Genomic DNA, 24,089 nt, shown 5'->3' on the forward strand with positions numbered 1-24,089 from the left:
CCCGTTCCCTCAGGCGAATCGCGACTTGGCCACCCTTATGTGTGAAGCGGCCGGGCGTCGGTCCCGCGTCTGTGCGTACGAAAACTAGCTTCGTCGCCGGAGGTGACCGAGCGATGACGGCCTGTGCGACCGAGCCCGCGGCAAACCACGAGAACCCTGGGAACCCTGGGAACCCTGGGAACCCGGAGAACCGGGGCAACCCGGCGAACGCGGATCACGGGAACGGGCGGGCCAGCCGCCCCGGATGTGTGATCACCGCCGACGGAACCTACGCGGCGCGCCTCGCGCTCGACGGGGAGTGCTGGTTCCCGGAGCGCTGGACGCTGGACGGCCCCGAGCCGTACGCCGTACCGCTGCCGTCCCACCAGCCGGAGGAGCCCGGCACCGAGGTGCTGCCGATGACCGACGGACGGGTGCTGATCCACCGGGTGACGGCCGGGCGGCACGCGTTCTCGCTGCTGTATCCGACCGGGCCCGGCACCGGGGAGCTGCCGCTGGGCGCGGTGGAGTGCCTGGAGGAGGGCTCCCGGCTGTGGCTGCTGCCGCCCGCGCCGGATGGGGAGCACGCGTACGCCCTCGCCGTGGGACGGGGGTCCACGGCGGTCTGGCTGGTGGCGGGCGGCGCCTTCGGCCCCGAGCACCTCGCCGAGATCCCGGGCCGCTGTTCGGGCGGGGTGTGGCTGGACGGCACGGGACGCATGCTGGCGCTGGACCGTTTCCACGGCGGCCGGACCAAGACCGTGGTCGTCGACCTGGAGCGCGGCGGCGAGGTGTCACCGCTGCTGCAGATCGCCGAGGACAGCAACGACCGGCTGCTGCTCGCGGACGCCGACAGCGGGTTGCTGCTCATCCGCTCGGACGCGCCCTCGCCGGGGCACGCCCGGCTGGGCTGGGGGGTGCTGGGGAGCACGCTGCCGGTCCGCTTCCCGGAGTGTCTGCGCGCCTCGGACTGCGCGGTGACACCGTTCGCGATCCAGCCGGGGCAGGTCCTGACGCCGGAGCGCTGCGCGGTGGCCCTGCGGATCGACGGGTAAGTAAGCACCTGGGTGGGGATGTGGCGGCCCGTCGAGCGCCAGGTCCACCATCTCCCGGCGCCGGAGGGGTGGTTGGCGGGGGCGGGCCGGTTGACGGAGGACGGCTTGCTCCAACTGCCCTACTCCACGGGGGCGGTGCCGTGCGGGGTGGCGTGGCTGGAGGCGCCACCCGTTCCGGTGGACGCGGAGTGCGCACGTCCACCGGAACGGGTGGCCGCGCGTCCGGTCCCGCTGCAACAGGCGCCCCTGACCGGCCGGGCCGCTCCGTCCGGCCGGCCGGTGGGACAGGACGGGCCCGTTCCGGCCGTCCTCGCCCTTCCGTTCGTTTCCGCCCTTCCGATCGTCCCGATCGCTCCGGCCTTTCCGGTGGCCCGGGGCGAGCGGGGAGCCGGGGGCAGGACGCCCGGTGGATGGGAACGGGTGGAACTTGCCGGGGCGCGTCCCGGTCACCCGCCGACGAACCGGCCATGACCAACGGTTAGAATCCCCCGGCTACAAAGAAGGATCTTGTTGACGGGGTGAACATCAGATGAGCGACATCAGCACCATGGAACCGCCGGTCACCGACGCCCAGGACGCCGCGGCGCAGGCCGCGGGCCACGGCAGGCACCGGGGGCCGGTCTCCGGCCAGGACGACGAGGCCATGCCGCACGGCCGGCACCGCAAGCCGGCCGGCCGGCCGGACAGGTCGGCCTGACAGCACGTCGGACCTACGACACGGCCCCGCTCACCCGAGGTGAGCGGGGCCGTGTCGTGCCGTCGGTGTCCGCCGCGGGATCTCCCTCACGCCTCCGGGGCCCGCTCGCGCTCCCTGGATCTCCCGGTCACGGCCGGTCGGCCCGGTACGGTCCCACCCGGTCCGGCATGGTCCCGCACAGTCCCGCCCGGCCCCGCCCGGCCCCGCCTGGTCCCGTCCGGTCGGGTGCTACCCGCGCTTCAGTCCGAGTACCTCCGCCGCCGCGAACGTCTCCCCGCGCGGGCGCCCGGCGTAGTGCGGGCTGAGCAGGGCGTCGAGTTCGTCGTAGGTGAAGGCGTCCTGCTTGGTGTCGAACTTGGCGGCCACCCGCGGCCGTTCGACGACCGCCACCATGCCGCCGTGCACGACGAGCAGTTGCCCGTTGACGTGCGCGGCGGCGGGCGAGACCAAGTAGCCGACGAGCGGGGCCACATGCTCGGGGGCGAGCGGGTCCAGCCCCTCCCCCCCTTCCGCACCGGCCTGTCGGGCCGGGAAGCCCGCGAACACGTCCTCGGTCATACGGGTCCTGGCACGCGGGCAGATGACGTTCGCCGTCACCCCGTACCTGGCCAGCGCCAGCGCGGTCGACGTGGTCAGACCGACGATCCCGCCCTTGGCCGCCGCGTAGTTGGGCTGTCCCGCCGAGCCCGCGAGGAACGCCTCCGACGAGGTGTTGACGATCCGCCCGTACACCGGCCCGTCCGCCGCCTTGGACCGTGCCCGCCAGTGCACGGACGCGAAGTGCGTCATGTTGAAGTGGCCCTTGAGATGGACCCGGATCACCGAGTCCCACTCCTCCTCGGACATCGAGAAGACCATCCGGTCGCGCAGGATGCCCGCGTTGTTGACCAGGATGTCCAGTCCGCCGAACTCGGCGACCGCCGACTCGACCAGCCCGCGGGCCTGTTCGTGGTCGGCGACGTCGCCGGTGTGGGCGAGGGCACGGCCGCCCGCGGCACGGATCTCGGCGGCGACCTCCTCGGCGGGCGCGGCCGAGGCCGCGCCCGAACCGTCCCGCCCGGGACGTCCGTAGTCGTTGACGACGACGGACGCGCCCAGGCCGGCGAGCTCCAGCGCCTCGGCCCGGCCGAGGCCGCGCCCCGCGCCGGTGACGATCGCGGTCAGCCCCTCGAGTGGCAGTGACATCAGGGTCCTCAGCGGTGGTCGGGGTCGGATTCGGGGTCAGATCTCGATGCAGGTGCGCAGGGCGGTACCCGTCCGCATCTGGTCCAGTGCCTCGTTGATCCCGGACAGCGGCACCCGGTGGGTGATCAGGCCCTCCAGATCGATGCGGCCCGCACGCCACAGGGCGATGGTCCGCTCGTAGGAGCGCAGGACGTCACCGCCGCCGTACATGGAGGGCAGGATGCGCTTCTCGTCGAAGAACAGCTCGAACATGTTGAGCTGGAGGAAGTCGTCCATGGCGCCCGCGCCGACCACGACGAGGGTGCCGCCGCGCCGGGTGTTCTCGTAGGCGGTGCGGGCGGTGGCCGACCTGCCGACGACCTCGAAGACGTAGTCGAAGCCCTCGCCCGCGGTCACCGACTGCTTGGCGTCGGCGAGTCCGTCCGGCGCGACCGCCCTCGTCGCGCCGAACCTCAGCGCGGCCTCGCGACGGGAGGCGACCGGGTCGACGGCGACGATCTCGGCGGCGCCCTTGAGCCGCGCGCCCTGGATGGCGGAGATGCCGACGCCGCCGCAGCCGATCACCGCGACCGACGAACCGGCCTCCACGTCGGCGGTGTTGAGGGCGGCGCCCAGCCCGGTCGTGACACCGCAGCCGATGAGGGCCGCGATGTCGAACGGCACGTCGTCGGGGATGGGCACGGCGCAGCCCGCGTCCACCACGACCTCCTCCGCGAAGGTGCCGGTCCCCGCGAAGCCGAAGACATCCTGGCCCGAGCGCCTGAAGTTGGGGGTGCCCGCGTTCATGAACCCGGCCAGGCACAGCTCGGTCTGGCCGCGCTTGCAGGCCGGACAGGCGCCGCAGGCCGGCAGCCAGCAGACGACGACCCGGTCGCCGGGCTTGAGACGGGTGACGCCCTCGCCGACCTCGGTGACCTCCCCGGCGCCCTCGTGACCGGGCACGAACGGCGCGGGCTGCGGCAGTACGCCGCTCATCGCGGACAGATCCGAGTGGCACAGTCCGGTGGCCCGCACCCGGATCCTGACCCGTCCGGGGCCGAAGCCCACCGCCTCGACGTCGTCGAGGACGTCGAGTTTGTCCTGGCCTGTCTCGTGCTGTACGGCTGCGCGCATGGTGCGGCTCCTCTCAACGGTGGGCTGGGCTCACGCGTGCTCGACGACGGTGTCGGCCAGCACCGGCGCGTCGTCCCGGTCGGCCGCGGTCACCGACACCCGGATCCCGCCGTCCGGGGCCGGCCCGCGCCACATGCGGACGCGCAGGGTCTCGCCGGGGAACACGACACCGGCGAAGCGGGTGGTGTACGAGCGCACGCGGGACACGTCCCCGCCGAGCAGCGTGTCGACGACCGCCTTGAGCGTCACGCCGTACGTGCACAGTCCGTGCAGGATCGGCCGCTCGAAGCCGGCCAGCTTGGCGAAGTCCGGGTCGGCGTGCAGCGGGTTCCAGTCGCCGGAGAGCCGGTAGAGCAGCGCCTGGTCCTCGCGGACCGGGCGCTCGACGGTCCGGTCCGGCGGACCCTCCGGTGCGTCGAGGCGGGTGGAGGGGCCGCGGTCGCCGCCCCAGCCGCCCTCTCCCCGTACGAAGATCTGGGCGTCGTTCGTCCACAGCGGTCCCCCGGCGTCCGCGACCTCGGTGCGCATGACCAGGATCGCGGCCTTGCCCTTGTCGTACACGGCGGCGATCCGTCCGGTGGCCGTCGCCCTGCCCTCGGCCGGTATCGGGCGGTGCAGTACGACGCGCTGCCCGCCGTGCAGCACGCGGGTGAGGTCGACGTCGACCCCGGGCATGGACAGACCGCTGATCACACCGGGTGAGCCGGCGCCCGCGACGGTGGCGAAGCTCGGCAGGACGTGCAGCCTGGACTCGAGGGTGTAACGCAGTTCGTCGGCGTCCGTGGCGGGGCTGCGCTTGTCCGGGTTCGCGCCCGCTCCGAGGCCGAGGTGGTAGAGCTGGACGTCCTTCCGGTCCCAGGTGATCTCACCGATGCGGGGTTCGGCGGCGAGGGCCTTTGCGGCGTCGATGGGCATGGGGCTCCTGATCACTAGCGCGAAAGACCTCGATGCGGCCGTCCGCACCGTCGGCCGCACCGAGGTCGACACGGGGCCTCGGAACCCGCCTGTTCTAGAACGCGTTCCAGTACGGCGACCCCCTGTATAGCCCAGCGCCCCGGAGTTGTGAAGGCTGCTGACGTCACGTCAGATCCGGGCTCGCGGCAAGGGCCGTGACATTTGTCCCGGCCGACTGCCCACAACTGCCTCTGCCGGGCCCGGCACCCCGGCTCGTAGCGTCGTCCTCATGACATGGACGACGGGGACGACGGGAACGACGGAGACGGAAGCGGCGGTGTCCTTCACGGGGGCCGTCAAGGCGTTCGGCGCGGTGCGCGCCGTGGACGGGGTGGATCTGGAGATCGCCCGCGGCGAGACCGTGGCGCTGCTCGGGCGCAACGGGGCGGGCAAGTCGACCACGATCTCCCTCCTGCTCGGACTGAACGAACCCGACGAGGGATCGGTCGCGCTCTTCGGCGGGTCCCCGGAGCGGGCGGTGCGCGCCGGGCGGGTCGGCGCCATGCTCCAGGAGTCGCGGCCGGTGCCCCGCGCGACCGTCCGCGAGCTGGTCTCCTTCGTGGCGGGCCGCTATCCGGCGCCGCTGCCGGTGGACGAGGCACTGCGGCTGGCGGGGATCGCGGAGCTGGCGGGGCGGCGCGCCGACCGGCTCTCCGGCGGCCAGTCGCAGCGGGTGCGGTTCGCGGTGGCGCTCGCCGGGAACCCCGCGCTGATCGTGCTCGACGAGCCGACCGCCGCGCTGGACGTGGAGGCGCGGCAGGCGTTCTGGGCGTCGATGCGGGCGTACGCGCGGCGCGGGCACACCGTCCTGTTCTCCACGCACTACCTGGACGAGGCCGACGCGCACGCGGACCGGATCCTCGTCATCGACCGGGGGCGGATCGTCGCGGACGGCACCGGTGAGCAGCTCAAGCGGTCGGTGGGCGGCAACCTGGTCTCCTTCGACCTGGCCGGGGCGGGCACGCAGGGGCTGACCCTGCTGCCCGGCGTGGTGTCGGTGGAGGTGCGCGGGGACCGGGCGCGGCTGCGCACGGACGACTCGGACGCGACGGTGGTCGCACTGGCCCAACGGGGCTCGATCCGTGGCCTGGAGGTCACCGCGGCGTCACTGGACGACGCGTTCCTGGCCCTCACCTCATCTGCTCTGGAGGCGGTGTGATGCTGGACTACCTGCGGCTGGAGGTACGCCGCACGCTGCGCGACACCGGCTTCGTGATCGGTGGCGTGGCGATGCCCGTGATGATGTACCTGCTGTTCACCAACCTCGGCGGCGGAGGCGACGACGACGGCTGGAAGACCGGTTCGATGATCGGGATGGCCGCGTACGGGGCGGTGGGTTCGGCCCTGAACACCGGCGGCGGGGTCGCCGAGGACCGGGTGACCGGCTGGCTGCGACAGCTCCGGGTGACGCCGATGACACCGCGCGAGGTGGTGCTGGGGCGGGCGCTGACCGGCTCGGTGACCGTGCTGCCGGCGATCGCCGCGGTGCTGACGGCGGGCGGGGTGGTCAACGGCGTGCGGCTGGCGGCCTGGCAGTGGGCGGCGGTCGCGGTGCTGCTCTGGCTCGGCTCCGTCCCGTTCACGCTGCTCGGCCTCGGCAACGGCTACCGGCTGACCGCGCAGACCACCGGCGTCGCGAACATGGCGTGCAACCTGGGGCTCTCGGTGGTGGGCGGTCTGTGGTTCCCGATCACGCTGTTCCCGGGCTGGCTGCAGTCGGTGTCCGTGTACACGCCGGCCAACCGCTTCGCGGAGCTCGGCATGTCCGTCACCGACGGCCGCCCTCCGGCGCTCGGCGCGGTCGCGGTGCTCGTGGCCTGGCTGCTGGCCTTCGGTTCGTACGCTGTGGTCTCGTACCGCAGGGCCGGGCGGGCGGCCTGAAACGGGGGCGGGCCGCCCGTACCGCGGCGGTCCGCACCTCAGGGCGGCGGCGGTCGGGCGGGCGGGGGTCCGCCCGTACGGCGGCGGGGAAAGGTCCCGGCAGGAGCGGGGAACCGGAAACGGGAAACGGGGAGCGGGGAGCACGGACATGGCGTGGACGCGGAGCTCGTGGATGCGTGGAGTCGTCTGCCGGATGACGGCGTGGCGGGAGTCGCGGCGGCGGTGGAGGGCGGACATGGCGCGGTTCAAGGCGGAGCGGCGCACCGCGCGGCGGAACGGGCAGCCGCTGCCCGAGAATCCGGGCCCGCCGCCGACCGGGTTCGCCCTGCTGCCCTGGCTGCTGCTGGGCATGGGCGCCTTCTCCAACCTGTTCCAGGACAGGTCCTCGCACCCCTGGATAGGCGCCATCGGCCTGTTCACCTTCAACTCCCTGTACATCAACGTCGCGTTCCGTGCCTTCGTGAAGGAGAAGCGCGAGGCCCTCTCCACGCGTCTGGCGCTGGCCGCGATGGGCGTGCTGACCTGCGCCCTCGCCATCGGCTACGGCGGCAACTGGCTGCTGTTCTTCCCGCTGCTGGGTCTCGCGGTGGGGGCGACCCTGCGCGGCCCCTGGCTCGGCCGGACGGGTATCGGTCTGGCCGCGCTGGCGGGCGGGGTCTCCGGCGTCCGGGAGGGCTGGGACGCGATCAACATCGCGTACGGCACCTTCCTGTCCACGATGGTCACGGCGGCGATCCTGTCCCTCGCAGAGGCGGTACGGGAACTGCGGGCGGCCCGTGAGGAGCTGGCCCGGCGCGCCGTCGAGAAGGAGCGCCTGCGTTTCTCCCGTGACCTGCACGACCTGCTCGGCCACACGCTCTCCGTGATCGTGGTGAAGTCGGAGGCTGCCCGCCGGCTGGCGCCCCGCGATCTGGAGGCGGCCCTGGTGCAGGTCGCGGACATCGAGTCGGTCGGCCGCCAGGCCCTCACGGAGATCCGCGAGGCGGTCACCGGCTACCGCGAGGGCAGCCTCGCCACCGAGCTGGACCGGGCCCGCTCCGCACTGTCCGCGGTGGGCGTCGACCCGGTCGTACGGCAGTCGGGGCCGCCCCTCGTGCCGCGGTCCGAGGCCCTGCTCGGCTGGGTGCTGCGCGAGGCGGTCACCAACGTCCTCCGGCACAGCGGCGCGACCCGCTGCGAGATCAGCGTCTCCGGCACGCGGGACCGGGTCCGTCTGGAGGTCGCGGACGACGGGGACGGGGTGCTCTCCCCGTCGCCCGTGCCGGGCATCGGCGGAACCGGCCTGAAGGGCCTGACCGAACGCCTGGCGGCGGCCGGCGGGTCCCTGCGGGCCGGCCCGTCCCCGCGCGGCGGCTTCACGGTCACGGCCGAGCTCCCGGTGGAGGGCGAACTCCCCGTCGAAGGCGACCCGGTGGAGGGCGAACTCCCCGTCGAGGGCGGCCTCTCCGCGGCGGGCGGCCCCGCGGCGGGGGAACGCCCGGCGCAGGACCGGCTCCCCGCGGACCCGGCGGAGCTGCCGCTCTCCAGGACACCCGGGGCCCGGTGACCACCCCTCTCACCCCGTCCGTCGAGGACATGACGCTGCCGCACCCCTACGCTGGGCCCGTGGACGAGATGCCCCGGGACCACCGGCCGGTGAAGTGTGTGAGGGTCCTGCTCGCCGAGGACCAGGGAATGATGCGCGGGGCGCTCGCCCTGCTGCTCGGCATGGAGGAGGATCTGGAGGTCGTCGCGCAGGTCGCGTCGGGCGACGCGATCGTGGACGCCGCGCTGCTGCACCGCCCGGACGTGGCCCTGCTGGACATCGAACTGCCCGGCATGAGCGGTCTGGACGCCGCCGCCGAGCTGCGCCGACAGGCCCCGGACTGCCGGGTGTTGATCCTCACCACCTTCGGACGGCCCGGGTATCTGCGCCGCGCCATGGAGGCGGGCGCCGCGGGGTTCCTGGTCAAGGACGGCCCCGTGGAGGAGCTGGCCGAGGCGATCCGGCGGGTGCTGACCGGCGAGAGGGTCATCGACCCGGCGCTGGCCGCCGCCGCGCTGAGTGCCGGACCCAGTCCGCTCACCGCCCGCGAGTGCGACGTGCTGAAGGCCTCCGTGGACGGCGCCACCGTCGCCGACATCGCGGGCAGGCTCCACCTGTCCGAGTCGACGGTCCGCAACTACCTGTCCTCCGCGATCGGCAAGACCGGCACCCGCAACCGTATGGAGGCGATGCGGGAGGCCCGTCAGCAGGGATGGCTCTGACCGGCGGCCGCCCGCGTCGCAGCACGCCCCCTGCCGCACGCCTCCTGCCGCGCGGCGCCGTCCGCACGCCTCCTACTTCGTCACCGCCACGGTCCTGAAGGTCCTGCCCTCCGGTCCCACGCAGACGTACCAGTCGGACGGGGAGCCGTCCGCCGGGCGGATCGCGTCCTCGAAGTCCCCGACGATGCCCGTCCCCGGGGCCGGCCTGGACGCCGTGGTCGTCGTGGCGTCGTCCCAAGTACAGGTCACCTCCTGGGCGGTCGTGGAGACCTGACCGACCACGAGCCGTTCGTCGGAACGGCTCGTGGCCGTCTTCGTCGTCGCGAGCGGCATCGCGGCGGACTGCTGGAACGCGTTGTCGCCCTTTTCGAACGACCCCCGCATCCTGGTCGTCGTCCTGCCGTCCAGTGTCAGGCGCACGAAGTACGCGCTCTTACCGACGAGTCCGGAGGCGGTGGACGGCTGCACCCCCGGTTTCTCGAACCCGGAGTCGGTCATGGCGTCCAGCTGGCGCTGCGCCTCGGTCCGGTCACGGGGCGCGCCCCACACGTAGATGACCACCTTCCACTTCTTGCCGTGCTCGGTTCCCCTGGCGAGGTCGCTGCTCCACGGCGCGTACAGATGCCGTTCGTCGCTCACCGGCGGCCGTGTCGCGGCCGGCGAGACCCGCTGCGCGTCGTCGCCCGTCACCCCGGCCACAGCCAGCGTCCCCGTCGAGCCGGCGACCACCAGGGCCGCGGTCGCGGCCAGCGCCCAGCGGCGGGCCCTGCGGCGCCGGCCGCCGCGCACCAGCGCCTGGCAGGGGGCCGGGCCGATCCTCACCTCGTCCGCGGCCGTGGCCAGCAGCACGGCGATGTCCCCGTGCGTCATGTCGTGGTCGCTCTCCCGGTCCGCGTTCATCACTTCCGCCCTCCGTACGTCACCATGTCGGCCAGTCCCGGTACGGCGCGGAGCTTCGCGATCCCCTTCGCCGCGTTGCTCTTCACCGCGCCCACCGAGCAGCCCATCGCCTCCGCCACCCGTGCCTCGCTCAGGTCCTCCCAGTACCGCAGGACGACCGCCTCGCGCTGGCGTGGCGGCAACTGGGCGAGGGCCTTCAGCAGGGCGCTGCGGTCGTCGGCCTGGGCCATCCGGTCGCCGCCCTCGGGAACCTCGTGGGTGAGGCCCGAGTCGTCCTTCGGCGCCAGGAACTCCTTGAGACGCCGGCGGTGCCTGCGGGCATGCGCGTTGATCATCACGCGCCGTACGTACGCGTCCGGGTCGTCGGCCGTGTCGACCCTGCGCCAGGCCACGTACACCTGTTCCAGCGTCGACTGGACCAGGTCCTCGGCCGCGTGCTGCTCCCCCGTGAGGAGAAACGCCGTACGCAGCAGCCGCGGCCACCGGCCGACGACGAAGCCCTGGAACTCCTCGTCCCGGGCCTGTTTCCGATCCCCCATGGGCACCTCCTAGATGTGCATAGGAGTCCACGAGCACCGGTTTTCGTTGCCTCGGTGGCCGGAGATCCTCCGCGGCGATCCCGGCGGGCCCGACGGGACGGGCCCCGCGCCGCCGGACCTCGCAGGTCCACACCGTACGAGGGGCCGGCGCGCGGCTCCCGGCGGGGGCTCCGGGGTCCGGGCCGTCCCCGCCTCCAGGGTCCGGGCGGCCGCCCTCCGGCCAGGGGCCGGCCACAAGGGCCTGGACGGCTGGTTGCCGGGATCGCCCGGGACGGCTTGCCGGAGGGCTTGCCGGAGGGCTTGGTCACCACGGACACCGGCCCCTCCCGCCCGTACGGCGGACCCGGCGGCAGGCGCCCGCCGGAGACGTACGACGCCGGTCCCCGCCCCGGTTCAGTCGCGTGCCGCCCGCAGCAGCGTGACCACGGCCGCCCCGCCGAGCCCGATGTTGTGGGCGAGGCCGACCCGCGCGTCCGCCACCTGGCGCTCGCCGGCCTCGCCCCGCAACTGCCAGACCAGCTCGGCCACCTGGGCGATCCCGGTCGCCCCCAGCGGGTGCCCCTTCGAGATCAGGCCGCCGGACGGGTTCACCACCCACCGCCCGCCGTAGGTGGTGGCCCCCGACTCGACGAGCTTGCCGGACTCCCCCTCGCCGCACATGCCGAGCGCCTCGTACGTCAGCAGTTCGTTGATCGAGAAGCAGTCGTGCAGTTCCACGACGTCCACGTCGTGGATGCCGAGCCCCGCCCGCTCGTAGACCTGGCGCGCGGCCTCCCGGGACATGGGCTGCCCCACGACGTCGATGCACGACCCGGAGGCGAAGGACTCCTCGGTGTCCGTGGTCATCGCCTGCGCGACGATCTCCACCGCCCTGCCGCCCAGCCCGCGCTCCTCGGCGAACCGCTCGGACACGACGACGGCCGCCGCGGCGCCGTCGGAGGTGGGCGAGCACTGGAGCTTCGTCAGCGGCCGGTGCACGGCCCGGGAGGCGAGGACCTCGTCGACCCCGTACACGTCCTGGAACTGGGCGTACGGGTTGTGGGCCGAGTGCCGGTGGTTCTTGGCACCGACGGCGGCGAGCTGCGCCTCGGTGGTCCCGTACCTCTCCATGTGCTCGCGTGCCGCGTCACCGAAGATCTGCGCGGTGGGCGGGGACATCTCGAAGCCGTGCCGGGCGGCCATGATCCCGTAGTGCCGGGCCACCGGGGAGGTCGCGAAGTCCCCGCCGTCGGCCCCGCCGCCCAGCGCCCCGCGCTTCATCTTCTCGAACCCCAGTGCCAGCACGCAGTCCGAGATCCCACCCTCGACGAACTGCCGCGCCAGCATCAGGGCGCTCGCCCCGGTGGCGCAGTTGTTGTTGACGTTGTAGACGGGCACGCCGGTCAGGCCCAGCTCGTAGGCGGCCCGCTGCCCGGCGGTGGAGGCCTGGAAGCAGTGGCCGACGGGCACCTGCCGGACGTCGGAGTACGCGATCCCCGCGTCCCGCAGGGCATGGGTGCCCGCCTCCTTCGCCATGTCCCAGTACTGCCACTCCCGGGTCTCCGGCTTCTCGAAACGGGTCATCCCGACCCCGACGACGTACGCCTTCACGGCACCCCCAGCCTCGCGGTGCGCGCCAGACTAGAACACGTTCTATTGAGACACCAGATCTGACGGACGTTCAGATCCTCACGAGAAGGTCAAGTTTTCGTTAGTACGCCGAAGCATCGGAATAGTTGCCCCGGCGCACCGGGTTCACCTTGCACGTATCCGCATCGACTCCCGCACGGATTCCCGCACGGATCGTTCCCCCGCTTTCCTCTCCCGGCCTGGAGGCCTCACGCAATGACGCACACGACGACCCAACAGCCCGCCCGGAGGACCAGTACTGCGGTCGTGCCGGTGCTGGCCTTCGCGGGCATCGTTGTCGCGGTGATGCAGACCTTGCTCGTCCCGGTCATCAAGGACCTGCCGAAGCTGCTGGGCACCGCCCCCAGCAACGCCACCTGGGTCCTGACCTCGACGCTGCTCGCGGGAGCCGTCGCCACCCCGATCATGGGCCGGCTAGGTGACCTCTTCGGCAAGCGGCGCATGCTGCTCACGAGCCTGTCCGTGATGGTCGTCGGCTCGCTGATCGCCGGGTTCACCAGCGACCTGCTCGTGATGATCGCCGGCCGCGCGCTGCAGGGCTTCGCCATGGGCGCGATCCCGCTCGGCATCGGCCTGATGCGCGACATGCTGCCCCGCGAGAAGCTCGGCTCGGCGATGGCCCTGATGAGCTCCTCGATCGGCGTCGGCGGCGGTCTCGCACTCCCGCTCGCGGCCGTGGTCGCGCAGCACGCCGACTGGCACTCCCTGTTCTTCCTCGCCGCCGGGCTCGGCGTCGTCTCGATCGTGCTGACCCTCGTCGCCGTGCCGGAGTCCCCGATGCGCGCCGAGGGCACCTTCGACGTACTGGGGGCGATAGGCCTGTCCGCGGGTCTCGTCCTCTTCCTGCTGCCGATCACCAAGGGCAGCGACTGGGGCTGGAGCTCGGGCACCACGCTCGGCCTGTTCGCCGCGTCGGCCGTCGTGCTCGTGCTGTGGGGTGTGATGGAGCTGCGCGTGAAGGCGCCGCTGGTCGACCTGCGCACCACCGTCCGCCGCTCGGTGCTCTTCACCAACCTCGCCTCGATCATGGTCGGTGTCTCCTTCTACGTCGTCTCCCTCGTCCTGCCGCAGCTCCTCCAGCTGCCGAAGGCCACCGGTTACGGCCTCGGCCAGTCGATGGTGGTCGCGGGTCTGTGCGTGGCGCCGCTCGGCCTGACGATGATGTTCACCGCGCCGGTCTACGCCCGGATCTCCGCCAAGTACGGCCCCAAGGTCACGCTGATCCTCGGCATGCTGATCATCGGGATCGGCTACGGCGCGGGGCTCGGCCTGATGAGCGCCGCCTGGCAGACCATCGTGATCGCGGTGGTCCTGGGCGCGGGCATCGGCCTCGCCTACTCCTCGCTGCCCGCCCTGATCGTCGGCTCCGTCCCGGCCTCGGAGACGGGTGCGGCCAACGGTCTCAACACGCTGATGCGCTCGATCGGCACGTCGGTGTCCAGCGCCGTCATCGGCATGGTGCTCGCGAACACCGCGAACGACGTCGGCGGTGTCGCGGTCCCGACCATGCACGGCTTCCGGGTCTCCTTCATGATCGCGACGGGCGCGGTGGCCGTGGGCCTGGTCATGGCCCTCTTCCTGCCCCGCCAGCGGCAGGCGACCAAGCCGCAGCTGCTCGCCAGCAGCGCCGAGGACGCCGCGCTGGAGCGGGCCCACGAGGTGCTCGGGGGCTTCCGCGGCCGGGTCCTGAACACCGACGGCGATCCCGTCGCCCGTGCCAAGGTCACCCTGATCGACCGGCGCGGCCGCCAGGCGGGCGCCACCCTCTCCGGGGAGGACGGCAGCTACACGCTGGCGGTGCCCGCCCAGGGCGCGTACGTCCTCGCGGCCAGGGCCGCGGGCCACGGCCCGCTCGCCTCCTCGGCGACGCACTCCGGCGACGACCGCCCCGTCGACCTCGACCTCGCCCTGCCGGGCGAGACGGTCCCCGCGTAGATCCGAACGGACCGGCACCACCGGAACCGGCACCACCGGAACCGGCACCACCAGTCCCGTCGGCCGGGTCCCCGTGGGCCCCGGTCGGCCCCCCGCCTCCCCGGCAGCCCACCCCCGTCGCCCCCGCGGCGGGGGTGTGGTGCAGCATGGGGCGCCCACGGACCCGCGCACGAGGGACCGGTACCAGCTGGAGGACCCCATGCCCGCGGCACCCAAGCCGGAGATTCTCGCCGCCTTCGAGGCCGCCAAGGGGTTCATGCCGCTCGACGAGGGCCTCGCGCTGTACGACGCCGCGGTCGAGGCGGGCCGGCTGGGCCTGCCTCTCCTAGAGGTCGGCACCTACTGCGGGCGCTCCACGATCCTGCTCGCCGACGCGGCGCGCGCGGCCGGGGTGACGGCGATCACGGTCGACCATCACCGGGGCAGCGAGGAGCAGCAGCCCGGGTGGGAGTACCACGACCCGTCCACCGTCGACCCCGAGATCGGCCGGATGGACACGCTCCCCACCTTCCGCCGCACCCTCCACGGGGCGGGCCTGGAGGAGCAGGTGGTCGCGATCGTCGGCCGCTCACCGCAGATCGCCGCGTTCTGGGGGACGCCGCTGGGTCTCGTCTTCATCGACGGGGGTCACACCGACGAGCACGCGTCCGGCGACTACGACGGCTGGGCCCCGCATGTGGCCGAGGGCGGCCTGCTCCTGATCCACGACGTGTTCCCGGACCCCGCCGACGAGTTCACCGGCCAGGCCCCGTACCGCGTCTACCTCCGGGCCCTGGGGTCCGGCGCGTTCACGGAGATCTCGGCGACCGGCTCACTGCGCGTCCTGCGCCGAACGGGAGCAGGGATCTGAGGGCCCGGTTAGAGTCGCAGACGTGTCGTACGTAGGCCCTGACTTCGATCCTCCCCAGCCGCGCCGCTCCCGGCGCGGGCCGATGACCGTGGCGCTCGCCGCGCTGGTGCCCGGCGCACTGGTGGGATGGCTGGTGTGGCAGGCGGTGGGTGACCCGGGCGGTCCCTCCGGGGCCGCCGCGTCCTCGTCCGCCTCGCCGGCGTCCCCGTCCTCCGGGGCCGCCGCGTCCCGGACGCCGTCGGCGTCCGGGACGGACGAGGGGCAGCGACGGAGCCCGTCCCCCTCCGGGGCCTCCACCGGTTCCGGTCCCTCCACCGCGGGCGGCCCCGCCGCCTCCGGCCCGCTCAAGGGCAAGGTCGTGGTCGTCGACCCAGGACACAACCCGGGCAACTTCGAGCACACGGCCGACATCAACCGCAAGGTGAACATCGGCACGAACTCCAAGGAGTGCGACACCACCGGCACGTCGACCAACGCGGGTTACGCCGAGGCCCGGTTCACCCTCGACGTCGCCCGCCGGCTGCGCACGCTCCTCCAACAGGAGGGCGCCACGGTGAAGTTCACCCAGGACGGCGGCCGCCCCTGGGGCCCGTGCGTCGACGAGCGGGCCCGGATCGGCAACGACGCGCACGCCGACGCGGTCGTCTCCATCCACGCGGACGGTTCCGCGGCCGGCAACCGCGGCTTCCACGTCATCCTCCCCGCGTCCGTCCACTCGGGCGACGCCGACACCCGGCCCATCGTCGCCCCGTCGCGCGATCTGGGTGAGCGCATCGCGGGCAACTTCGTCCGCGCCACCGGAAGCGCGCCCTCCAACTACATCGGCGGCGGCACCGGACTGGACGTCCGCAGCGATCTCGGCGGTCTCAATCTGTCAACGGTTCCCAAGGTGTTCATCGAGTGCGGCAACATGCGCGATAGCAAGGACGCGGCGTTGCTGACCAGCGGCGCGTGGCGGCAGAAGGCGGCGCGTGGGATCTCTGAGGGAATCGTGGGTTTCCTGCGCGGGTAGTGACCGGCGGGTCACACCTTCCGGACACCCCGATCAAGCGGGCGATAGTGTCGCCTTTACGATGTGGGGCCGCCCCCGCGCTTCACACCAGGGCCTGACGGCGACATGGTGTCAGCGACGCCTCCACCGACGACGAGACGACTGACGAAGGACCTGAAGTGAATATCCGCTCCCTCACTCGAGGCGACGGCGTGGTGATCGGAGCAGCGGTACTGCTGTTCATCGCGTCGTTCCTCGCCATCTTTTCGATCGACGACGTCACCATCGGCGGGCAAACGATCAGCACGGAAAGTCCCAGCACCTGGGCGAGCGGCTCCTTCGTGCTGAGCGTGGTCCTGGCCGGCATCATCGGTGCCGGGCTGGTCGTCGCTTCCCGCGCCCTGCCGCAGGTGCCCAAGGTCGCCGGACTCGACCTCGGCCCGTTCGGTGTCGCCCTCACCGTCTTCGCCGCGTGGAGCGCGCTCGGGAACGTCTTCGACCCGACGGGCGGCGTCAACAACGTCAAGAACGCGGGCAGCGGTGTGGGTCCCGGCATCGGCCTCATCCTCGCCCTCATCGCGACGCTCGTCATGGCGGCCGCCGCGATCGCCACCCCGCTGGTCCCGGCGCTCCAGGTCGCCCTCGTGCCCGCCCCGAAGCCCGCCACCCCCCAGCCCTACGGCGGTCAGCCGCAGGGTGGTTACGGGTACCCGGGTGCCCCGCAGCCGGGTCAGCCCTACGGCGGTCAGCCGCAGCAGGGGCAGTCGTTCGGCGCGCAGCCCAGCCAGCCGCAGCAGGCGCCGGCCCCGCAGGCGCAGCAGCCCGCCGGGGACTTCTCGCCGTTCTGGTTCGCCGTTCCGGTGCCGCGTCCGCTGTTCTCGGAGGACGGTTCGCCGGCGCCGATCGCCGAGCTCGCGCCGGGCACCTGGTACCTGGCCGTGGAGCAGCGTGGCCAGCACCTGGTGGCGCAGACGCAGGACGGCCGCCGCGGTGTGCTGCAGGACATGTCAGGGATCCAGCGCGGCTGACGCGCACCGCTTCCCCGCGGCCCCTCGCCCTTTCGGGCGGGGGGCCGTTGCCGTACAGTCGCCTGACGGTTGCACAGAGCTGACGATGCGTCAGAACATGGCGCCTGGAGGGGACATGCGGCTCGGCCTCGCACTCGGCTACTGGGGGCGCGGCCCCTCCGCGGACCATCTGCCGCTGGCGCTGGAGGCGGAAAGGCTCGGCTATCACTCCGTGTGGACGGCCGAGTCCTGGGGTTCGGACGCCTTCACCCCGCTGACCTGGATCGCCGCGCAGACCACCCGTATCCGCCTCGGCACGGCGGTCGCGCAGATGGCCGCCCGCTCCCCTACCACGACCGCGATGCACGCGCTCACGCTGGACCACCTCTCGGGCGGCCGGATGATGCTCGGCCTCGGCCTCTCGGGGCCGCAGGTGGTGGAGGGCTGGTACGGGCGCCCCTTCCCGAAGTCCCCGCTGACCGCGACCCGGGAGTACGTGGACGTCGTGCGCCAGGTCCTCAGACGCGAGGGGCCCGTGCGACTCGACGGGCGCTTCCATTCCCATCCCTACCGGGGGGCCGACGGCACCGGGCTCGGCAAGGCGCTGCGTCCGATCACCCATCCCCTCCGCGCCGACCTGCCCGTCCTGCTCGGCGCCGAGGGGCCGAAGAACATCGCGCAGACGACCCGGATCGCGGACGGATGGCTGCCGCTGTACTGGTCGCCCACCCGCCCGCAGGCGTACGAGGCCGCGCTGGCGGAGCTGGGTGACGCCCGCGCGGGAGCGGGTGCGGCCCCGTTCCTCGTCGCGCCCATGGCCCACGTCCGCGTCTGCGACGACGTCGCCGAGGGGCTGCTGCCCGTCAAGGCGATGCTCGGCTTCTACATCGGCGGCATGGGGCACTCGGCGCGCAACTTCCACGCCGATCTGATGACCCGCATGGGCTACGAGGAGGAGGCGCGGCTCATCCAGGAGCTGTTCCTCGCCGGGCGCCGTCAGGAGGCGGTGCTGGCCGTGCCGGACGCCTTCGCCGACGAGATCTCACTGGTCGGGCCGCGTGAGCGCATCGCCGAACGGCTCGACCTGTGGCGCAAGGGTCCGGTGACAGACCTGCTGGCGCTGTCGCCGGACCCTCACTCGCTCCGCGTCCTGGCGGACCTCAACTCCTAGGTCCGGCAGGGCCGAAGGGACTTCAGCCGTGGGTCAGCTGGGCGCTCGACGGCACCTTGTCGGTGACATTGGCGCCCGCGCTCTTACCGGCGTCCTTCACCTGGTTGATGATGTCGTCGAAGGAACCCACCGTGTCGTCGGTCGACTTGCCCTTGCGGAGCTTGGCGGGCAGGCCCTTGAGGGCGGTGATGCCCGCGGTCAGCGGGCCGATCGCCTTGGACAGGGTCGGGTCGCCCTTGGCGTTCTTGCTCGCCGCCTTGAGCCTGTTGTACGCGAAGGCGCCCGCGACGCCCGCCTTGATGAGTGCGAGCTTGCGTCCCTTCACGCCCTTCTTGAACTTTCCGGCCTTCCAGGGCTTCACGATCCACTGGTAGGTGGCTCCGGCCGCGAGGCTCGCGTTGGCCACGAAGCGGGTCTTCGAGAGCCTCTGCTTCTCTGCCGTGGTACTCGGGGACGGGGTCGCGGCCACCGCAGCTGCGACGGCCGCGGTGTCCTTGCGGGCACTGCTGCCGCTGCTTGAGCAGGCGGTGGCACCGGCGACCAGAGCACAGGAAAGAGTGAGCGCCACAATGAGGCGCCGTATCGATACAGGCACGGGGTCCTCCGGGGTGGGGGAACGGTTCTCCCCGGATGCGGGGAGAACACGGCTCTTACAGCAGCCTCACCCGGCTCCGTGCATTACGCCACTTGGGCGAAACCCGTACGGGTTTCAACCCTGAATACGCGGCAACCCGGACGGCATGTCCCCTCGATATCGCAACGGCTCCAACCAGGCGGGCACGGTCATCGCGATCGTCGCCGACGTGATGGCCCTCATCCTGGGCCTGTGGATCCTCATGTATCTGCTGGACGCAAACCGGGCCAACGATCTGGTCCAGTTCGTCCACAACCTGGCGAGCTGGCTCGCGGGCTGGTCCCGTGACCTGTTCACCTTCGACGACGCATGGGCGCGCGTCGTCGCGGGCTACGGTCTCGCCGCCGTCGTCTACCTCTTCATCGGCCACGCCATCGCCAACCGCATGCACCGCCACTGAGCCATTCCGGCACCACGGCTCGCAGGGCCGTGTCCGCCCCCGCCCACCGGGCTTCCGTCACCGATCCGGCCGGCAGGGGCGGACACGGCCTAACAGCACTCCGCGTCGAGGCCCCGCGGCAGACGTTCGCCGCCGAAGACCGCGCAGGTCGGCTCGTCGCCGCCCAGCGCGGCGACGGCGAGGAGGAGGGAACCCGCCGTCCAGGTGGTCAGCTCCTCGGGCCACACCGCCCGGGCGTCGAAGACGTAGCCCGTCCAGTACAGGCCGGTCTTCGGATCGCGCAGATGCTGGATGGACTGGAGAATCTCCAGAGCACGGTCGGACTCGCCCACGGCCCACAGCGCCAGGGCGAGTTCGGCCGACTCACCGCCGGTCACCCACGGGTTGGGCACGACACAGCGCACACCGAGTCCGGGCACGACGAAACGCTCCCAGCCCTCCGCTATCCGGGACTCGGCCTCGACGCCCGTCAACGCGCCGCCGAGCACCGGGTAGTACCAGTCCATCGAGTAGCGGTCCTTGTCGAGGAACCGCTCCGGGTGCCTGCGGATCGCGTGCCGCAGCAGACCGAGCGCCAACTCCCAGTCGGGCTGCGGCTCCTCACGCTGGTCGGCGATGGCGAGCGCGCAGCGCAGCGCGTGGTGGATCGACGAACTCCCGGTCAGCAGCGCCTCGTTCGTCGCGGTCCCGTCGTCCTCGCGCTTCCAGCCGATCTGTCCGCCGGGCTGCTGGAGCCCCAGTACGAACTCCACGGCCGCGTAGACCGACGGCCACATCCGGTCCAGGAAGGCGTCGTCGCCGGTGGCCAGGTAGTGGTGCCAGACGCCCACCGCGATGTACGCGCAGAAGTTGGTCTCCCGGCCGCGGTCGGTGACGTCCTCGAAGTCCCCGTCGGCGTAGGCCGCGTACCAGGAACCGTCCGGGTTCTGGTGCCGGGCCAGCCACGCGTAGGCCCGCTCGGCCGCCTCGTGCTCGCCCGCCGCGTCCAGCGCCATGGCCGCCTCGGTGTGGTCCCACGGATCGAGGTGGTGACCGCGGAACCACGGTATGGCGCCGTCCGGACGCTGCGCCCCGAGGATCGCGCGCACCGTGACGGCGGCCTCCTCGGCGGTGAGCACCCCGGGCAGGACGAGGTGCTCCGTACGGGGTGTGGTCACGAAGCGTCCACCGCGGCGGCGGCGACGGGCAGGTGCGGCTTGGTCGCGTACGCCACGAAGCTCTTGCCGATCAGCGGGTTCAGCGCGTTCTCCGCGACCCGGGTGGCCAGGGGCTTCTTCATGATGTCCCAGACCAGCAGCTTGTGGTAGGCCCGCACGGGCAGCACCTTGTCGTTGTCGACGCCGAACGCGCACTTCAGCCACCAGTAGGGGCTGTGCAGGGCGTGGGCGTGGTGGGTGCCGTACGGCTTGAGCCCGGCCTCCTTCATCCTGCCCAGCAGTTCGTCCGCCTTGTAGATGCGGATGTGGCCGCCCTCGACCTCGTGGTACGCGTCGGACAGCGCCCAGCAGACCTTCTCGGGCCCGTAGCGCGGGACGGTGATCGCGATCCGGCCGCCGGGCTTGAGCACCCGGACCATCTCGGCGAGGACGCCCTTGTCGTCGGGGATGTGCTCCATCACCTCGGAGATGATCACGACATCGAACGACTCGTCGGGGAAGGGCAGTTGGAGGGCGTCGCCCTCCATGGCGGTGGCGGTCGCCCCCTCGGGCGCCTCACCCGCCTCCTTCATCGCCGCGAACCACTTGGCGACCTCGCGGATCTCCTCGCCGTTCTGGTCCAGCGCGACGACCCGGGCGCCGCGCCGGTAGCACTCGAACGCGTGCCGGCCGGCACCGCACCCGAGGTCCAGTACGCGGTCGCCCGGCGCGAGCGGGAACCGGGAGAAGTCGACGGTCAGCACGTGGCCCTGCTTTCGCGATTGGATACGACAACTTCAGCTGCTTCTTCGGCGACGCCCGCGGGGGCGGCACCGGGGGTCGCGGAGAGGCCGGAGACCGGTGACGCGAGGTGGCCGGGGACCGGAGACACGGAGGAGTCGGGGCCCGGCACGGAGCGGCGGGGGGCGGGAGCCGCGGCGTGGGCGATGGCCTCGCGGTAGTGGGCGACCGTGCCCTGGGCGGCGCGGGCCCAGGTGAAGCGCTCCAGGACCCGCGCGCGCCCGGCGGAGCCGAGCCTCGCGCGCAGTTCCGGGTCTCCCAGGAGCCGGCTCAGGCCCGCGGCCAGCGCGCCGGCGTCGCCGGGCGGCACCGCCAGGCAGGTCTCGCCGTCGGGGCCCGCGACCTCCGGGATCGCTCCGCCGGTGGTGGCCACCAGCGGCGTACCCGTGGCCATGGCCTCGGCGGCGGGCAGCGAGAACCCCTCGTACAGGGAGGGCACACAGGCGACTTCGGCGGACCGTACGAGGTCGACGAGTTCCGCGTCCGAGATGCCCTTGACGAACTCGACGGCGCGCTCCAGGCCGTACCGCTCGATGGCCTGGGCGACGGGCCCGTCCTCGGCGCGCCTGCCGACCACGACGAGGTGGGCGCCGGGGTGCTCGGCGCGCACCTTGGCGAGCGCCTCGACGAGGTGGACGAGTCCCTTGAGCGGCACGTCCGCGCTGGAGGTGGTGACGATCCGGCCCGGCACCTGCGGCACGGCGGGGTCGGGCGAGAAGAGGTCGGTGTCGGCGCCGATGTGCACGACGTGGATGCGGTCCTGGGTGACGCCCAGGTGGTCGACGATCTCCTGGCGGGAGGTGCCGGAGACGGTGAGCACGGACGGCAGACGGCGTGCGACGCGCTTCTGCATCCGTGTGAAGGCGTACCAGCGGCGCACGGACGCGCGGCGGCGGCGCCCCTCGGCGGCGTCCAGCTCCAGCCGGCGGTCGACGGTGATGGGGTGGTGGATCGTGGTCACCAGCGGCGCGCCCACGTCTCCCAACAGCCCGTAGCCGAGGGTCTGGTTGTCGTGCACGACGTCGAACGCGCCCTGCCGGGCCCGCAGATGGCGGCGGGCGCGCAGCGAGAAGGTCAGCGGCTCGGGGAAGCCCCCGGTCCACATGGTCCCGACCTCGACGGCGTCGATCCAGTCGCGGAACTCCTCGCGCGCCGGCGTCCGGAAGGGGTCCGGCTGGCGGTAGAGGTCGAGGCTGGGCAGTTCGGTGAGGCTCAGGCCGGGGAGGCCTTCGTCCAGGACGGGGTACGGCTGGGAACCGATGACCTCGACCCGGTGCCCGAGACGGGCGAGTTCGCGCGAGAGGTGTCGTACGTACACGCCCTGACCGCCGCAGAACGGGTTTCCCTTGTACGTCAGGAGCGCGATGCGCAACGGTCCGTCGCCGTCGATGGCCGCGCCCGCTCCGGGGCCCGCCTCCATGGCCTCAGCGGTCACTTACGGCCCCCTTCTCCCTGCACATTCCCGCGAGATTACGCCGGGACGCTAATCTAGAACAAGTTTCAGACTTGATCGTTCGAGGAGCACTGAATCTACCGGCAGGTAGGGCTTCTGTGAGAAGTGGATCAGGTGATCCGCGCCACGACGGAGGCGTTCCGGCCCGCGGATGTGTTCTGCCATGCTGTCTGATCGCTCCTCCAGCTGAACCCACGGAACGGGACCCATGCCTGCGGAAGTCAAGGTGGAAGCCAAGTCCGCGCAGTTCGCCTCTCCCCGGCTCACCGAGCGGCAGGAAGCACGCCGTCGGCGGATCCTGCACGCGAGCGCGCAGCTGGCCGGCCGGGGCGGCTTCGACGCGGTGCAGATGCGTGAGGTCGCGGAGTCGTCGCAGGTCGCCCTGGGCACGCTCTACCGCTACTTCCCCTCGAAGGTCCATCTGCTGGTGGCCACCATGCAGGACCAGTTGGACCACATGCACGGCACCCTGCGCAAGAAACCGCCGGCCGGCGAAACGGCCGCGGAGCGGGTGTCCGAGACCCTGATGCGGGCCTTCCGCGCCCTGCAGCGCGAGCCGCACCTCGCCGACGCCATGGTCCGCGCGCTGACCTTCGCGGACCGCAGCGTGAGCCCCGAGGTCGACCAGGTGTCCCGGCAGACCACGGCGATCATCCTGGACGCCATGGGCCTGGACGACCCGAGCCCCGCCCAGCTCTCCGCGGTCCGCGTCATCGAGCACACCTGGCACTCGGCCCTGATCACCTGGCTCTCCGGGCGCGCCTCCATCGCCCAGGTCAAGATCGACATCGAGACGGTGTGCCGTCTCATCGACCTGACGGACCCGGGCGAACGGAGCTAAGGGCTGTCCCGTAATCCCCGGCGGGCGCACGACGACAGCTACGGCACTCCCCCGAGCTCTTCGAGCAGGGGGGACCCCCACGCCGCGTTGTCGGATCGCCCGAATACGCCCAGTATGAGGACGACCCTCCGCCTTGCGATGACCGCATCTGACGCCGCGCGCTGATCCACCGGGGATTACGGGACAGCCCTTAGGGCGCGCCCGCGCATGTGGAGAACCCACGAGACGGGTTCCCTTCGCCGGTATGGTCCGGATCAGGTGCTGGGGGTCGCCTTCGGGTCCGCCTGCTACCGTCCGGCCTCTCAGCTCGACCGTCGACGTCGGCCCCAGCGGAGGTTGCTGCCTCACGCCGAAGTCGGCTACTCCGGTTGAACTCCCTCACTCGTCTCGTAGGCCAATACCAGGATAGAACCTCCATCACTGGATGAACCCCCCAAAGTGAGACTTTTTTCGAAATCACTCCTCGGGCGGGAACACCGGTTCCCCGCTGCCCAGCAGCGTGATCATGATGGCCTCCACCGGACAGCCCTCCGCCGCCGCGAGCAGCCTCTCGTTGGCGTCGGTCTCCGGTTCGGCGGGGTGGGACTGCATGGCGGAGTCGAGGCGGAAGGCGTCCGGGACGAGGTGGACGCACTGGGCGGAGCCGATGCAGAGGGAGCGGTCGACCTCGATGTTCCAGCGGTCGCCCATC

23 protein-coding genes and 1 pseudogene are annotated in these 24,089 nt (G+C 72.3%); 13 read left to right on the plus strand and 11 right to left on the minus strand.

The annotated features are described in order from the left end of the window. Positions 1-113 precede the first annotated feature (113 nt). Both HEP85_RS12580 and HEP85_RS12585 read left to right on the plus strand, forming a co-directional pair. A pseudogene (locus HEP85_RS12580) lies at positions 114-1,505 on the plus strand (hypothetical protein). 58 nt (positions 1,506-1,563) lie between these two features. Then, the gene (locus HEP85_RS12585) at positions 1,564-1,731 is read left to right on the plus strand and encodes a hypothetical protein (protein ID WP_329287543.1); all 168 of its coding nucleotides are present in this window, start codon (positions 1,564-1,566) and stop codon (positions 1,729-1,731) included. Between the two features lie 228 nt (positions 1,732-1,959). Here HEP85_RS12585 and HEP85_RS12590 read toward each other — a convergent pair whose 3' ends face one another. Genes HEP85_RS12590 through HEP85_RS12600 form a run of 3 tightly spaced genes read right to left on the minus strand, consistent with a single transcriptional unit; the run spans position 1,960 to position 4,944 of the window. Next, complete coding sequence (locus tag HEP85_RS12590; RefSeq protein WP_168527874.1) at positions 1,960-2,916, minus strand: 3-oxoacyl-ACP reductase; 957 nt, start codon at positions 2,914-2,916, stop codon at positions 1,960-1,962. Between the two features lie 36 nt (positions 2,917-2,952). Next, positions 2,953-4,029, minus strand: coding sequence for a Zn-dependent alcohol dehydrogenase (locus HEP85_RS12595; RefSeq protein WP_168527875.1), 1,077 nt, complete (start codon positions 4,027-4,029; stop codon positions 2,953-2,955). Between the two features lie 30 nt (positions 4,030-4,059). After that, positions 4,060-4,944 (minus strand): MaoC/PaaZ C-terminal domain-containing protein, encoded by an 885-nt coding sequence (locus tag HEP85_RS12600; RefSeq protein WP_168527876.1) that lies wholly within the window; start codon positions 4,942-4,944, stop codon positions 4,060-4,062. A 268-nt stretch (positions 4,945-5,212) separates the two neighbouring features. On the opposite strand from HEP85_RS12600, the gene HEP85_RS12605 reads away from it, so the two are divergent. The 4 genes from HEP85_RS12605 (at position 5,213) to HEP85_RS12620 (ending at position 9,111) form a co-directional block, all read left to right on the plus strand. Further along, positions 5,213-6,142 (plus strand): ABC transporter ATP-binding protein, encoded by a 930-nt coding sequence (locus HEP85_RS12605; protein ID WP_211117938.1) that lies wholly within the window; start codon positions 5,213-5,215, stop codon positions 6,140-6,142. After that, positions 6,142-6,864 carry an ABC transporter permease gene (locus HEP85_RS12610; protein ID WP_168527877.1) on the plus strand — a complete coding sequence of 241 codons (723 nt, stop codon included), beginning with the start codon at positions 6,142-6,144 and terminating at the stop codon, positions 6,862-6,864. Before HEP85_RS12605 ends, HEP85_RS12610 begins: the two co-directional genes overlap by 1 nt. Before the next feature lie 148 nt (positions 6,865-7,012). Beyond that, the gene (locus HEP85_RS12615; RefSeq protein WP_329287555.1) at positions 7,013-8,410 is read left to right on the plus strand and encodes a sensor histidine kinase; all 1,398 of its coding nucleotides are present in this window, start codon (positions 7,013-7,015) and stop codon (positions 8,408-8,410) included. A 68-nt stretch (positions 8,411-8,478) separates the two neighbouring features. Beyond that, positions 8,479-9,111 (plus strand): response regulator transcription factor, encoded by a 633-nt coding sequence (locus HEP85_RS12620; RefSeq protein ID WP_168533566.1) that lies wholly within the window; start codon positions 8,479-8,481, stop codon positions 9,109-9,111. A gap of 72 nt (positions 9,112-9,183) precedes the next feature. Here HEP85_RS12620 and HEP85_RS12625 read toward each other — a convergent pair whose 3' ends face one another. The 3 genes from HEP85_RS12625 to HEP85_RS12635 form a co-directional block, all read right to left on the minus strand. Further along, a complete protein-coding gene (locus tag HEP85_RS12625) occupies positions 9,184-10,011 on the minus strand; it encodes a hypothetical protein (RefSeq protein WP_369657697.1) in 828 nt (275 codons plus the stop codon). Beyond that, the gene (locus HEP85_RS12630) at positions 10,011-10,550 is read right to left on the minus strand and encodes a SigE family RNA polymerase sigma factor (protein WP_168527878.1); all 540 of its coding nucleotides are present in this window, start codon (positions 10,548-10,550) and stop codon (positions 10,011-10,013) included. The genes HEP85_RS12625 and HEP85_RS12630 overlap by 1 nt, the downstream gene beginning before the upstream one ends. A gap of 393 nt (positions 10,551-10,943) precedes the next feature. Next, a complete protein-coding gene (locus HEP85_RS12635; protein ID WP_168527879.1) occupies positions 10,944-12,140 on the minus strand; it encodes a lipid-transfer protein in 1,197 nt (398 codons plus the stop codon). A gap of 234 nt (positions 12,141-12,374) precedes the next feature. Between HEP85_RS12635 and HEP85_RS12640 the strand changes: the two genes are divergently transcribed. The 5 genes from HEP85_RS12640 (at position 12,375) to HEP85_RS12660 (ending at position 18,133) form a co-directional block, all read left to right on the plus strand. Then, positions 12,375-14,114, plus strand: a complete 1,740-nt coding sequence (locus tag HEP85_RS12640) for an MFS transporter (protein WP_168527880.1) — start codon at positions 12,375-12,377, stop codon at positions 14,112-14,114. A 199-nt stretch (positions 14,115-14,313) separates the two neighbouring features. After that, positions 14,314-14,964 carry a class I SAM-dependent methyltransferase gene (locus HEP85_RS12645; RefSeq protein WP_168527881.1) on the plus strand — a complete coding sequence of 217 codons (651 nt, stop codon included), beginning with the start codon at positions 14,314-14,316 and terminating at the stop codon, positions 14,962-14,964. 22 nt (positions 14,965-14,986) lie between these two features. Further along, positions 14,987-15,976 (plus strand): N-acetylmuramoyl-L-alanine amidase, encoded by a 990-nt coding sequence (locus tag HEP85_RS12650; protein WP_329287562.1) that lies wholly within the window; start codon positions 14,987-14,989, stop codon positions 15,974-15,976. 158 nt (positions 15,977-16,134) lie between these two features. After that, a complete protein-coding gene (locus HEP85_RS12655; RefSeq protein WP_168527882.1) occupies positions 16,135-16,983 on the plus strand; it encodes a DUF5336 domain-containing protein in 849 nt (282 codons plus the stop codon). A 115-nt stretch (positions 16,984-17,098) separates the two neighbouring features. Continuing rightward, positions 17,099-18,133 (plus strand): LLM class F420-dependent oxidoreductase, encoded by a 1,035-nt coding sequence (locus HEP85_RS12660; protein WP_168533568.1) that lies wholly within the window; start codon positions 17,099-17,101, stop codon positions 18,131-18,133. A 22-nt stretch (positions 18,134-18,155) separates the two neighbouring features. Here the strand turns inward: HEP85_RS12660 and HEP85_RS12665 are convergent, their stop codons facing one another. Continuing rightward, positions 18,156-18,728: a hypothetical protein gene (locus HEP85_RS12665; RefSeq protein WP_168527883.1), complete on the minus strand. Its 573-nt coding sequence runs from the start codon at positions 18,726-18,728 to the stop codon at positions 18,156-18,158. Between the two features lie 145 nt (positions 18,729-18,873). Here HEP85_RS12665 and HEP85_RS12670 point away from each other — a divergent pair, with 145 nt between their 5' ends. Further along, positions 18,874-19,167 carry a hypothetical protein gene (locus HEP85_RS12670; protein WP_168527884.1) on the plus strand — a complete coding sequence of 98 codons (294 nt, stop codon included), beginning with the start codon at positions 18,874-18,876 and terminating at the stop codon, positions 19,165-19,167. 89 nt (positions 19,168-19,256) lie between these two features. Here the strand turns inward: HEP85_RS12670 and HEP85_RS12675 are convergent, their stop codons facing one another. The 3 genes from HEP85_RS12675 to HEP85_RS12685 are packed head-to-tail and all read right to left on the minus strand — an operon-like array spanning position 19,257 to position 22,539. Next, positions 19,257-20,324 (minus strand): prenyltransferase/squalene oxidase repeat-containing protein, encoded by a 1,068-nt coding sequence (locus tag HEP85_RS12675; protein ID WP_168527885.1) that lies wholly within the window; start codon positions 20,322-20,324, stop codon positions 19,257-19,259. Continuing rightward, entirely contained in the window at positions 20,321-21,067 is a 747-nt protein-coding gene (locus HEP85_RS12680; RefSeq protein ID WP_168527886.1) for a class I SAM-dependent methyltransferase, read from the minus strand. Before HEP85_RS12680 ends, HEP85_RS12675 begins: the two co-directional genes overlap by 4 nt. Further along, positions 21,061-22,539 (minus strand): glycosyltransferase family 4 protein, encoded by a 1,479-nt coding sequence (locus HEP85_RS12685; protein WP_356012930.1) that lies wholly within the window; start codon positions 22,537-22,539, stop codon positions 21,061-21,063. Before HEP85_RS12685 ends, HEP85_RS12680 begins: the two co-directional genes overlap by 7 nt. 226 nt (positions 22,540-22,765) lie before the next feature. Between HEP85_RS12685 and HEP85_RS12690 the strand changes: the two genes are divergently transcribed. Further along, a complete protein-coding gene (locus HEP85_RS12690) occupies positions 22,766-23,398 on the plus strand; it encodes a TetR family transcriptional regulator (RefSeq protein WP_168527887.1) in 633 nt (210 codons plus the stop codon). A 456-nt stretch (positions 23,399-23,854) separates the two neighbouring features. Here HEP85_RS12690 and HEP85_RS12695 read toward each other — a convergent pair whose 3' ends face one another. After that, positions 23,855-24,088 carry a ferredoxin gene (locus HEP85_RS12695; RefSeq protein WP_168527888.1) on the minus strand — a complete coding sequence of 78 codons (234 nt, stop codon included), beginning with the start codon at positions 24,086-24,088 and terminating at the stop codon, positions 23,855-23,857. Position 24,089 lies beyond the last annotated feature (1 nt).

Source organism: Streptomyces sp. RPA4-2 (assembly GCF_012273515.2).
In the GTDB taxonomy this organism is placed as follows: Bacteria; Actinomycetota; Actinomycetes; order Streptomycetales; family Streptomycetaceae; genus Streptomyces; species Streptomyces kaempferi.